Below are 13,221 nucleotides of genomic sequence, written 5' to 3'. Positions count from 1 at the left end.
TTCAACCTGACAGTCCACACATTCAAACACTTTCCTGCTCAACAGCCCTGCAGGGCCAGTCCTGCGAGGACTTTACTTCAATTCGCAACTTTCCCCACCCTAATAAAAATTACAGTTCGATAGAATAATAAAAATAGCCAGAGCATCGCCTTATAACTAATGCATCTCACCGCACGCCTGATAAGGTGGAGATCAGGATGTGAACAATTTCTTCTCCACCCTCCGTCAACACTAAAATCATGCACAGACCGAATGCACCGACGAACGGATCGCCGGGGCATTACTCACTCGCCCTTCGCCCCCTGCCCCGCTATACTTCCCGGCTTTTCCTGAATAAATGCCAATAGGGTCCCGCCGCGCATGGATAAGACCTACCAGCCGCACGCCATTGAAACTTCCTGGTACAACACCTGGGAGTCCGAGAATTATTTCGCCCCGCAAGGCGCGGGCGAGTCCTACACCATCATGATCCCGCCGCCGAACGTCACTGGCAGCCTGCACATGGGCCATGGCTTCAACAATGCGATCATGGACGCCCTGATCCGATTCCGCCGCATGCAGGGTCGCAACACCCTGTGGCAACCGGGCACCGACCACGCCGGTATCGCCACGCAAATGCTGGTGGAGCGTCAGCTCGAAGCCAAGGGCCAGAATCGCCACGATCTGGGCCGTGAAAAATTCCTCGAGAAAGTCTGGGAGTGGAAGGATGAGTCCGGCGGCAACATCAGCCGTCAAATCCGCCGCCTCGGCTCGTCTGTCGACTGGAGCCGCGAGCGCTTCACCATGGACGACGGCCTCTCGGAAGCGGTCAAGGAAGCCTTCGTGCGCCTGCACGAAGACGGTCTGATCTACCGCGGCAAGCGTCTGGTCAACTGGGACACCAAGCTGCACACGGCGATTTCCGACCTCGAAGTGGAAAACCACGACGAAAAAGGTTTCCTGTGGAACCTGAAGTACCCGCTGGCCGACGGCGCCAAGACCGCTGAAGGCAACGATTACCTGATCGTCGCGACCACTCGCCCGGAAACCATGCTCGGCGACGCCGCCGTGGCGGTTAACCCGAACGATGAACGCTACAAAGCCCTGATCGGCAAGTATGTCGTGTTGCCACTGGTTGGCCGCCGCATCCCGATCATCGCTGACGATTACTGCGACCCCGAGTTCGGCACCGGCTGCGTGAAAATCACCCCGGCCCACGACTTCAACGACTACGAAGTCGGCAAGCGCCACAACCTGCCGCTGCTGAACATCTTCGACAAGAACGCCGAGGTGCTGCCAGCAGCCCAGGTCTTCAACCTCGATGGCAGCGTCAACGAAGAGATCGACGGCACGCTGCCCGCCGAATACGCCGGCCTCAACCGTTTCCAGGCCCGCAAGGAAATCGTTGCTGCGTTCGAAGCCGCCGGCCTGCTGGTCAGCGTCGACGATCACGCGCTGAAAGTACCGAAAGGCGACCGCTCCGGCACCATCATCGAGCCGTGGCTGACCGACCAATGGTACGTTTCCACCAAACCGCTGGCCGAGCCTGCGATTGCTGCCGTTGAAGACGGCCGCATCCAGTTCGTGCCCAAGCAGTACGAAAACATGTACTTCTCGTGGATGCGCGACATCCAGGACTGGTGCATCAGCCGTCAGCTGTGGTGGGGCCACCGGATTCCGGCCTGGTATGACGAGTCGGGCAAAGTCTACGTCGGTCGCGACGAAGCCGAAGTGCGTGCCAAGCACAACCTCGGCCCGGACGTTGCGCTGCAACAGGACAACGACGTGCTCGACACCTGGTTCAGCTCGGGCCTGTGGACGTTCTCCACCCTCGGCTGGCCGCAGCAAACTGAATTCCTGAAGAAGTTCCACTCCACCGACGTGCTGGTGACCGGCTTCGACATCATTTTCTTCTGGGTTGCCCGGATGATCATGCTCACCATGCATTTGGTGAAAAACGAAGACGGCACGCCTCAGGTTCCGTTCAAGACTGTGTATGTGCATGGTCTGGTGCGTGATGGCCAAGGCCAGAAAATGTCCAAGTCCAAGGGCAATGTCCTGGACCCGCTGGACATCATCGACGGTATCGAGCTTGAAGCACTGGTAGAGAAACGCACCTCGGGCCTGATGCAGCCAAAACTGGCGAAGAAGATCGAGAAGCAGACCCGCGAAGAGTTCGCCGACGGTATCGCCAGCTACGGCACCGACGCCCTGCGCTTTACGTTCTGCTCGCTGGCCTCGACCGGCCGCGACATCAAGTTCGACATGGGCCGCGTCGAAGGCTATCGCAACTTCTGCAACAAAATCTGGAACGCTGCGCGCTACGTGCTGGACAAGGGCGAAGACTGCGGCCAGAACGGCGAGGCCTACGAGCTGTCGCTGGCGGATCGCTGGATCATTTCGCAGCTGCAACGCACCGAAGCCGAAGTGACCCGCCAACTCGACCAGTTCCGTTTCGACTTGGCGGCACAAGCCTTGTACGAGTTCATCTGGAACCAGTATTGCGACTGGTACCTGGAACTCTCCAAGCCGGTGCTGTGGGACGAAAACGCAGCCGTAGAGCGTCAACGCGGCACCCGCCGCACGCTGGTTCGCGTGCTGGAAGTCGCCTTGCGTCTGGCCCACCCGTTCATGCCGTTCATCACCGAAGAAATCTGGCAGCGCATTGCGCCACTGGCCGGTGTTCAAGGCAAGACGATCATGCTGCAGCCTTGGCCAGTGGCCGTTGAGGCACGCATCGATCAGGCCGCCGAAGACGACATCGAATGGCTCAAGGGCCTGATGCTTGGCACGCGTAACATTCGTGGCGAGATGAACATCGGCCCGGGCAAACCACTGCCGTTGTTCCTGAAGAACGTCAATGCCGAAGACCAGCGTCGCCTCACCGAGAACGAAGTCCTGCTGAAGAAGCTGGCCAAGCTCGAGTCGATCACCGTGTTGGCGGCAGGCGAAGAGGCACCACTGTCTGCTACCGCACTGGTGGGCGAGATGGAAGTGCTGGTGCCGATGGCCGGCCTGATCGACAAAAACGCCGAACTGGCGCGCCTGGACAAGGAAATCCAGCGCCTGCAAGGTGAAGTCCAGCGGGTCGGCGGCAAGCTGTCCAACGCTGGATTCGTTGACAAGGCCCCGGCCGACGTTATCGAGAAAGAACGCGCCAAACTGGCCGAAGCCGAACAGGCTTTGGGCAAGCTGGCCGAGCAGCATGCACGGATTGCCAGTTTGTAAGAGAAGGCTGGTCGAGTAAAAAGAAGACCCGCTCAAGCCAAAATGCCAGTCAGCTCAGCTGACTGGCATTTTTTTTTGATCGGATATTTCGATGATCAATGGCGGTTCATTTCCACCATTTGATAGCGTAACAAGTTGCAGTCCAGCCCCTAGTTCCTGCTCGATCATCTCAGGGGTCTTGTTGCACCGTAATGCTGCTGTTGAGCAGAGCCTGTTTCATCTTCCGCCCCCTCGCTGGGCTGTACGCAATTAAAACCAGCCAAACAAATGGCTATTTACGATAACTTTTTTAGCATTATTCATTATAAAAAACTGTCATTTATAACAGTACCCGGCGCCATCGCGTGGACCCATCATTAAAAAATCAAGCATCTATCAAAACCAATTACTTACTCTAATCATCGAGCGAGTCAAAAAGTGGGCGTACGCACGCCCACTCAACGCAAAATCCTGAAAGCACCCATCTTCGACTTTTCAACGGAGAAAATGACCCATGACTTCGGACACTAAACAACAAAGACTTCTTGACACGCTAAGCCCAAAGATACATGGCGTTTCTCCAGAAACGGGAAAATTTCATACATATGTTGATATTGCTGAATTGGTTGGGAACGACCAAGCCGGTCCATCTCTGGATGTTGGTTTACATTACAACCCAGAATACGCAGGGAGTTGTTATGCGAATTGGTCCTTGCGACTCAACATTACCCATGCCGTAATGTACCCACCCTCGCCCCTTGATACCTTCACACCAACTGTGACTGACGTCCATATGGCAAGTGGAGAAGCCTGGAGACTGAAAAGCACACAACTTTACACCCCAAACGCAATTGTGAATTTAGAACAGGACGCATCAGGACATGCTAGAGTCACTCATAAAAATGGCAACATCGAGCTACTAAGTGGCTATGCAGCAACATGGTTTGGCATTTCTATCATATATTATTTACCAACTACAATAATCTCCTCTTCTGGCCGTTCAATTACCCTGAAATGGGCGGAGTACGTAGACGATAGCTATACACATGGCCGGACCACCGGTTTCAGACTAGAGTCTATCGCAGATGAATCTTCAACTCTCCTGAAGATAACCCACCAGACCATTGAAAAACAATTATACGCCACCATTGACGTTTGGCCGAACACGCCACGCCATTACTTTTACACACTCGAAACAGGCGCATTCGAAATGCCGGTGCCTGACGGCCCGGTCGTCGAGTCGAGTGTATCGCTTCGCCGCCTTAACAAAATCACGCATACCGTCGATACTTATACAACCGAAGTCGAATACACCAATAACGACTATGAAATAAGTGTAATAAAACACTCATCCGGCCTCACAGAGTCCATTACCTACACCAATGAAAAGGTGTCCAAACACACCCGCACAGCCGGAGCATTCACGACAAGTGAGGAAGTTTACACCTATGAAATACTCGGTACCGAATCCGTAACCACTATTGTCAACAATTCAGGAACGACCCATCAGCATTATTTCAATGCTGAACACCAACAAACCAAAGAAGTAGTGACTCACTGCAAGTGCAAAAAAACAATTGAAGTGATGCGCACCTTTACGCCCAGCGACATGGATCTCTCTACCAATCCGGCAACAGAAAAAAAACCCGGCAAAATTGAAAACATCACCACAACAACCTTCGAGAATCCAGGCGGGCAAACCCGTTCTGAACAAGTCAGCGTCAGTCTGGATCTGCTGGGTAACATAATCGCCAAAACCGAAAAAGGAGTCACTACGGAGTGGACCTACTACCAAGGCGCACCAAGAGAGTCAATTTTAGTCAAGGAAGAAACCTATCACGAGCCCCCTAGCCTAGCGGTGGTAGCCGGCTGGATTGGTGACTACTCGAACCCCATCGGCCGGTATTTCGATACTTACAGCAAAGCGGGCCTGACCTGGGGTACCCGTGAAGTTCGCACCGTCACCCACTCGCCCTTTGTCACCGATACCGGCAAAAAAACCTTCAACCTGCCGGTGGACATTGTCTGCCACGGAGACCCCAATTACTTCAGGGTCTACGTCGAATCAGAAAAGGTGTACACCGTTAAAGACGGTAAACGAAACGATTTGCGCTGGACTTTTTTTGGCTACGGCGAATTACCGCTTAAAGAAGGGACGGAGGCTAAAGGCCCGGCGATCCGCCCCACGGTCAAGCTGACTATCCACAACCCTGTTACCGATTCTACTGGACAAAAACTCGCCTCCTGGCAAAACGACAGCATGACGGTGGAAGAAACTCAGTACTTCACTGACGTGAAATCTGCCGATCATGGCCGGGTGAAATCTACCACCCAGAAAATCCTGGACGCAGCTGGCAATGCCGTTGCTGGCTCAACCGTGGTCACTGCGTTCTTATACGTACCGGTAAATGGCCAACTGATCACCGCCACGAGCATCACCGCTGGCAATACCCCGGCCATCAAGCAAAAACAAACCACTCTGGCTCTCACTGGCCAGTTATTGGAAGCCACCGATACCCATGGAAACAAGACTACGTATAAGTACGACCAACAGGGACGGATGACCGAGCAGGCCGATTACGGGAACGAGGACAAGCCCTACGCTACGACCAGTCTGAAGTATGAGGACTCAGCAAAAGAAAGTACCGTGACTCGTACCAGCACCAACGGCGAACAAACCCGCGAGGTATACGATTCATTGGGGCGCCGGACTCAAACCCAGCGTCTTCATTCAGATGACAACACCTGGCTGACCCTGGCCAAAACCGATTACGACTCACAGGGACGTGAAAGCAAGATCACGGAGAATGACTACCGACCGGACGGCACACTATTTTTGAGCAGCACGCGGAATCTGGAGTATGACGATTGGGGGGCTGTTTCCAAGATCAAATGGGTAGGCGGCGCTACTCAGGGTGACGAGTATGACCCCATCTTACGGCAGCACACACATTGGACCACCTACGGCACATGCCATAGTGGAAGCATTTCAATAGTATTTGATGAGCCGGGAGGTGCACGTAGACAGGAAACCTGTACTTTCGTCAATGGCCAATTGCTAAACTCACGCACCGCCCACTATGACGCTTTGGGGAAACTCACCGAAGAGTCCTTCTCCAACGCTCCTGAACGCCGATACATCTACGATAATTTTGGGCGGCCGACTGATGTTACTGCCGCAAACGAGACAACCATCAATGACTATCCTGCCCATACCCTGAGTACCACAGCCAGTGCTGCTCGCCTGGTGTCCGGGACAGAGCGTTGTGAGTTAGGGTCACGCACGGTGGATAGCCTGGGACGCGTGACGAAAACCACGGTCGGTGGGCGGACCACCAACTTCACCTATACAAATAGCAGCGACTGGGGCAAGTCTGATAGCAAACCGAACAGCGAAATGCAACAGGCGATTCCAATCACCCTCACCACCGCCCATGACCCGAAGCTGAACCTGACGATGGAGACCACCACCGGCGGCATTGAGCGTGGCAGTGAGAATATCACCAGCAAGGTTCATTACATCCGATCATTACGTGGCATGGTGCTGAGTGAAACGGATGCATTTGGTAATACCACCACATTCAACTATGACGCTCAAGGGCGCATGAGCAGTACTTCAAGTGCAACAGCCAAAGTTAGTTTCAACTACGACAGTGCTGGCCGGTTAAAAACAGAAATCCTGGAGAATCTGGTCGAAAAGCGGTCAATGGTCACAAGCTTCACCTACGACGACAAAGACCGGGAAATTCAACGTAAGTTTGAAGTCATAGGCTTCAGCACATTGACGATCATTCAGGATTACAACAGCTCATCTCAAATAGCCAGCATGGCACTGCATGAGGGTTCGACGTTACTGCGAAAGGAGAGCTTCGCCTATAACGACAAAGGACAGTTGGCGACCTACTCTTGTGAGGGATCACGCAAACCTGTTACACCTGAGGGGCTGGTACTGGACAAGCAGTCTTTCACATACGACATCGCCGGCAATCTAGAACAGTGCGACAACATTTCAAACGGTGGAAGCTTTCAAGACACGTACCAGTATGATGGAACGGACCGGACTCAACTGGTCAGTGCTACTCGAGGGAAACCCGACAGAACCAATCGGACTTGCACCTTTAGCTACGATGGCCAAGGCAACCTGAGTTATAACAACGGCGAGCAGTTGCAATACAACGAACTTGGACGGTTGGGCAGACTAAAATTGCCGAAGGGTACATACGAATTCTCGTACAACAATCTTCGCCAGCTAGTAGGTTGTGCCGGCAACGATTATTACGAGCAGTTCTATTATCAGGGTGACAATCAATATGCACGTAAAGGGGTCTTCATAACTAACGGTCAATGGCATTATCGCACCTCCGTGCAGCTCAACAAAAGTGCCGCTTGTGTACTGCAGCAAAACACGCAGAAGATCGATGGCAATTCAATCGTCAGTCACAGCTTTGAGATCAAGGACATCAAGGGCACAGTAATTGCCAGCCACAACCTTCTCGACAACAGCTCAACCATTTTTGCCTACACGCCCTTTGGGTATCGCCCCTATGACTGGGCGCACCATTCTTGGATTGGCTTCAATGGCCAGCCTATCGATCGTGTCACCGGCTGTTATCACTTGGGCAATGGTGTAAGAGTTTACGACCCTGACTATCAGCGCTTTCAAACCCGGGACAAATTCAGCCCCTTTGGCAAAGGCGGTGCGAACAACCGCAGTTACTGCCACAACGATCCAGTGAACTATAGCGACCCCAGTGGGCAAGCAGAAATTGTTCATCAATATACCGTAGTCACCCATGGTCCCGCGATACGGGATCCCATAGTGCAAGCGGTGTTATTCGGTTCTGTGGGTATCTTGCTGGCGCCTTTTACCGGCGGCGCCTCAATCGGCTGGACAGCAGCGGCCGTAGGGATTGCAATTGTTTCCGCCGGGTTTGGCATCGCGTCGGCGGCTTTACAGGACAGCGATCCAAAATTGGCGACAGCGTTTGGCTGGGCCTCGCTAGGAACCGGGTTTGCCAGTGCCGGGGCAGGTGCTCTGGGGGCCAAGGTAGCGGCAAGGGCCAGCTTCAGGCTGGCACAAAGCAACCTGCCAGCGTCACAACGAATCGCACAAGGAACGATCTACCGCAGAGGGAATTTGCCAGCCGGGGACTCCACCACAGGGAATGTCAACGCCTTGCTGGAAGGAAAGCCTGTTAACTCAACCTACGAACTCTACAGTGGTGGCTTGGACAGTCGGATTTTATACATTGATGCTCATGGCACCGCGATGGCCTCAGAACACGTGCTCTCCCCCCTGTCAGCCGAGTTTCAATTTCGCTCCGCTCCAGGCGTCAAGGCTGCTGATGTCGGCACGAACTGGGAGACACGAGTACTGGGAAGAACAGCTTACAGGCATCCGCCTGGTGCGACGGATATCCCTAACTATATCCTTGACGAATTCACCGTCGCCGAACACGTAAAAATTGGTTCTCTCCCGTCAAATTATCAACCCATATTGAAGGAGCTGGCCAAGCAACTCAATGCCGACATACTGAGGCCGACCAGCATGGTATTGCTAAGTGATCTGATGACTGAAGTAACTCGCCAAGGCTACCACTACGACCGAATTGTCGGAAACTTTTGTCGGGGCACCATGGCGTACGACACACCGCCTCTCGTCCAAAGTATTCGGCGAGCCATCGGCGCATGGTAATGGAGCAGCAGGGACGGAATGCTCCATCAACTCGGGCGTCGTGCCAGATAGGTTAACGCTGGAACAAAGGGAAGACCCACGCAGACCTCTTGCCAGTCAGTTAAACTGACTGGCATTTTTTCTAATTGGATATTCCGGCGATTTAGGCCTGATGGTATTGGAAGTGCCGTCGCGTGTGCCTCACTCGTTCATCACCGAAGAAATCTGACCACTCGATAAAACAGTTGAGCCAGGCTGTCAGAATAACAACAAGGCCAAAACCGAACAGATCTTGAAAAAGTTAGTGGAACAGCTTGTACGGATAGCCAATTTTTCAATGAAAGAAAATGCCGGGCCCTGAAACAGATTCATATCTATTTCAGGGCCCGGCACATTAATCGGGTCGATTAATAGTGTTAATCAACTCTGCTCAGCCCGCGCTTGGCGGAGAGATATTCTGCTGACCGTCAGGCAGAGCGCCAGGAGGAAGAGGATCACTATATTTACGCACCCCTTGAGACACCCACTTTGCCCCATCAAACTTAAATTGCAGATTGGCTTTTCCGGGCAATTCGACATCAGCATTCAAGTTAGTATTAATCGATTTTACAGTCGTAGGCTTTTCTCCTTTATTCTCGATTTGAAGGAGGGTGCCAACATTGTACGTTGACTTGCCTGCCTCAATAGTAAGCGGGCTAGTATAACCACTCCACTCATCACCCAGAGTGTAAATATTAGCCCCCGCTCCTGACTCCGCCTTCACGGTGCCTGGAGGATTGTTCTCTTTGGGAGAGCCATCAATAGCCAGTACGCTCATTGACAACGACATTGCTCCGGCCAGTAAAAAAAATCTGTTCATATCCAACATCCTTATTAGTTATCTAAAATGCGAGAGAGGCAATTATTTTTCCTCAACGAAAAATTTAACACCGTTAAAAATATCGTCCACTGTCAAAACTAACAGTCGATCAGACCAATAAGAAATAACCTCAATTCTAACTATGCTATTTCGGGGAAGGAAGCGCCCACTACCGCACCTCGCATTTCCAAAAGTGGAGTCCCGTTTTCCAGCCGAAGATGTGGGACAATACTCGCCACTTTGAGCCAAAACCCTGAATCGACTTCCCATGACCGCCCCTAGCAAACCCAAAGCCCCGCGCCAAAAGCCAAAACCCGCAACCCCGGCCAAAGCCGTCGAGCCGCGCGAGAAGGCCAGCCTGCACCCGCGCAACCGCCATCAGGGCCGTTACGACTTCCCGGCGCTGATCAAGACCACGCCTGAGCTGGCGAAGTTCGTGATCATCAATCCCTACGGCAAAGAGAGCATCGACTTCGCCAGCCCGGATGCGGTGCGGGTGTTCAACCGGGCACTGCTCAAGTCGTTCTACGGCATTGCCCATTGGGATATTCCAGCCGATTACCTGTGCCCGCCAGTGCCGGGGCGTGCCGACTATGTGCACTTCCTCGCGGACCTGCTGGCTAGCGTTAACGATGGCGAGATCCCTCGGGGCGCGCCGGTCAAGGTGCTCGATATCGGCATGGGCGCCAACTGCGTCTATCCGTTGATCGGCTACAGCGACTACCGCTGGCACTTCCTCGGCTCGGAAATCGACCCGACCGCCGTGGCCGCCGCCAAAGCCATCGTGCAGTCCAACGGGTTGAACAAAGCCATCCAGTTGCGCCAGCAAAGCAATCCCAAGCACATTTTGCTGGGTCTGCTCGAACCCGGCGAACGCTTTGACCTGACCATGTGCAACCCGCCGTTCCACGCCTCGATGGACGAAGCTACCAAGGGCAGCGAGCGTAAATGGCGCGCACTGGGCCGCGCCGACCCGAAGCGCAAGCTGCCGGTGCTGAACTTTGGTGGCCAATCGGCCGAACTGTGGTGTGAAGGTGGCGAAGCACGGTTTGTGACGCAACTGATCGCCGAGAGCGCGCACTTTCAGCACAAAGTGCTGTGGTTCAGCACCCTTGTCTCGAAAGCCTCAAACCTGCCTGCCATCCAGACCGCACTGAAAAAGGCCGGCGTACTGGAGAGCCAGGTCGTGGAAATGTCTCAGGGGCAGAAGCAAAGCCGTTTTGTCGCCTGGACCTTCCAGACTAAATCCGAGCAGCAGGTCTGGCGCGAACGCTGGGTTCGCAAGAGCTGAGTAACTGACCAACGCAGATCAACTGTGGGGAGGGCCGGGCGACGTTCGCTTGCTCGCTCCCACATTGGCTTGCAGCATTTGCTGAATAGCGGATACAAAAAAACCGTGCCCGGGTTGTCCCGGCGCACGGTTTTTTTTACTGCGGTCTTACTTGTTAACAGCGTCAGTCAGGCCTTTAGCCACGACCAGCTTGATAACTTTCTTGGCAGCGATTTCGATGGCAGCGCCAGTCGAAGGGTTGCGGCCGGTACGGGCAGGACGCTCGGTCACTTTCAGCTTGCCGATACCTGGCAGAGTGATTTCGCCGCCGTTTTCCAGTTGATCAGCAACGATTTGGCCCAGTTGGTCCAGAGCGTTACGCGCGGTGGTTTTTGGCGCGTCGATAGCTTCAGCGATATCGGCGATCAGTTGGTCTTTAGTAAGAGCCATGTGGTGTTCCTTCCCTATCAAATTCATATGGATTGCAGAGTGCAGTGTCAGCCATCGAGCCCGATCTTCTGGATCTGGCACCCTCGGCTACAACACCGACGGGTCGGGGTTATAGATGCCGAAATCAGGGTTTGGTTCGACCTGACAAATGCTGAATGCACGCTTAACGCAGTGACTTCGCGTAAGACCGGGCAAAACTAGCACAGAGACGGGGAAATATCCGCCTCTACCTACCCATTTGGTCAGCTTTATTGCTCTAAATCCGGAAAAAAGCGCATAAGCCCGGTCAGACACGCCTCGAACACCCTTCAAGCACCGCCAAAACCAGCAGGTGCGGTACACTGGGCACTTTTTTGGGGGAGCACGCCCTCCTCTCTTCAATCAGCCGAGAAGCCCATGCCGATCCGTCATTGCATCGTCCACCTGATCGACAAAAAACCCGACGGCACTCCTGCAGTTCTCCACGCCCGCGACTCCGAACTTGCTGAGTCCACGGCCATCGAGAATATGCTCGCCGACCTCAACGAAAGCTATAACGCCAAACAAGGCAAGGCCTGGGGTTTGTTCCATGCCGAGTCCGGCGCGCACCCGTTCAGCGGCTGGCTGAAGGAATACCTCGACGGCGGCAAGGACTTCACGGCGTTCAGCCGCGTTGCAGTGGAACACCTGCAAAAGTTGATGGAAGAATCCAACCTGTCGACCGGCGGCCACGTGCTGTTTGCGCACTATCAGCAAGGCATGACCGACTACCTGGCTATCGCACTGCTGCACCACAGCGAAGGCGTGGCGGTGACTGACCAGCTCGACGTGACGCCGTCCCGCCACCTGGATCTTGGCCAGTTGCACCTGGCAGCGCGAATCAACGTGTCCGAGTGGCAGAACAACAAGCAGTCCAAGCAGTACATTTCGTTCATCAAGGGCAAGAACGGCAAGAAGGTTTCGGAGTATTTCCGCGACTTCATCGGCTGCCAGGAAGGCGTCGACGGTCCGGGTGAAACCCGCACCCTGCTCAAGGCGTTCAGTGACTTCGTCGAAAGCGAAGACCTGCCGGAAGAGTCCGCCCGCGAGAAGACCAAGACCCTGGTCGACTACGCCAGCAGCCAGGCAAAACTCGGCGAACCGATGGGCCTCGAAGAGTTGTCTGAGCTGATCGACGAAGAACGCCCGAAAGCGTTCTACGATCACATCCGCAACAAGGATTACGGCCTGTCGCCAGAGATCCCGGCAGACAAACGCACCCTGAATCAGTTCCGCCGCTTCACCGGCCGCGCCGAAGGCCTGTCCATCAGCTTCGAAGCGCACCTGCTGGGCTCGAAGATCGAATACGACGAAGAAGCCGGCACGCTGATCATCAAGGGCCTGCCGACCCAGCTGACCGATCAGCTGAAGCGCCGCAACTGATGCTGAACGGCGTACTGAAGAAATTCCTGCTGATCCTGCTGGCGGTTGTGGCCTACCAGAACTGGGGCAAGATCGAGCGGGTGTTCAATCCTTCACAAGTGGTGTCCGAGCAGACCCAGGCCAATGCCAGGGTCGTGCTCTACGCCACCGACTGGTGCGGTTACTGCAAACTGACCCGGCGCTTTCTCGACCAGAAAGGCATTCCTTACCGCGAGTTCGACATCGAGAAAGATGCCGAAGCGCGCAAGACTTATGAAGCGCTGGGTGGACGCGGAATACCGATGCTGGACGTGAACGGCACATTGATCCGCGGTTATGAGCCTGAGGCGATCCTCACTGCCCTGAAATAGACTGTGGCGAGGGAGCTTGCTCCCGCTCGAG

Annotated in this window: 7 protein-coding genes; 5 read left to right on the top strand and 2 right to left on the bottom strand. The window is 54.3% G+C overall.

Annotation, left to right across the window (positions count from 1 at the left end; translation table 11 throughout):
- Window positions 1-360: 360 nt before the first annotated feature.
- Both AC1RJ3_RS23415 and AC1RJ3_RS23410 read left to right on the top strand, forming a co-directional pair.
- The gene (locus tag AC1RJ3_RS23415; protein ID WP_493080763.1) at window positions 361-3,207 is read left to right on the top strand and encodes a valine--tRNA ligase; all 2,847 of its coding nucleotides are present in this window, start codon (window positions 361-363) and stop codon (window positions 3,205-3,207) included.
- Window positions 3,208-3,700: 493 nt separating this feature from the next.
- Window positions 3,701-8,881: an RHS repeat domain-containing protein gene (locus tag AC1RJ3_RS23410; RefSeq protein WP_493080761.1), complete on the top strand. Its 5,181-nt coding sequence runs from the start codon at window positions 3,701-3,703 to the stop codon at window positions 8,879-8,881.
- A 409-nt stretch (window positions 8,882-9,290) separates the two neighbouring features.
- On the opposite strand, the gene AC1RJ3_RS23405 is transcribed toward AC1RJ3_RS23410, so the two are convergent.
- Window positions 9,291-9,719 carry a hypothetical protein gene (locus AC1RJ3_RS23405; RefSeq protein WP_493080759.1) on the bottom strand — a complete coding sequence of 143 codons (429 nt, stop codon included), beginning with the start codon at window positions 9,717-9,719 and terminating at the stop codon, window positions 9,291-9,293.
- 268 nt (window positions 9,720-9,987) lie between these two features.
- Here AC1RJ3_RS23405 and rlmF point away from each other — a divergent pair, with 268 nt between their 5' ends.
- Window positions 9,988-11,010 carry a 23S rRNA (adenine(1618)-N(6))-methyltransferase RlmF gene (gene rlmF / locus AC1RJ3_RS23400; RefSeq protein WP_123585122.1) on the top strand — a complete coding sequence of 341 codons (1,023 nt, stop codon included), beginning with the start codon at window positions 9,988-9,990 and terminating at the stop codon, window positions 11,008-11,010.
- 147 nt (window positions 11,011-11,157) lie between these two features.
- Here rlmF and AC1RJ3_RS23395 read toward each other — a convergent pair whose 3' ends face one another.
- Window positions 11,158-11,439, bottom strand: a complete 282-nt coding sequence (locus AC1RJ3_RS23395; RefSeq protein ID WP_007905514.1) for an HU family DNA-binding protein — start codon at window positions 11,437-11,439, stop codon at window positions 11,158-11,160.
- A gap of 396 nt (window positions 11,440-11,835) precedes the next feature.
- Between AC1RJ3_RS23395 and yejK the strand changes: the two genes are divergently transcribed.
- Window positions 11,836-12,840 (top strand): nucleoid-associated protein YejK, encoded by a 1,005-nt coding sequence (gene yejK / locus AC1RJ3_RS23390; RefSeq protein ID WP_054593883.1) that lies wholly within the window; start codon window positions 11,836-11,838, stop codon window positions 12,838-12,840.
- On the top strand, window positions 12,840-13,190 hold the full coding sequence (locus tag AC1RJ3_RS23385) for a glutaredoxin family protein (protein ID WP_493080757.1): 351 nt from the start codon (window positions 12,840-12,842) through the stop codon (window positions 13,188-13,190). Before yejK ends, AC1RJ3_RS23385 begins: the two co-directional genes overlap by 1 nt.
- Window positions 13,191-13,221 lie beyond the last annotated feature (31 nt).

The sequence above is a fragment of the Pseudomonas sp. GW822-FHT04C11 genome (genome assembly GCF_058800905.1).
The sequence above is the reverse complement of the archived record's forward strand: the minus strand, read 5'-3'. Positions and strand labels throughout refer to the sequence as shown.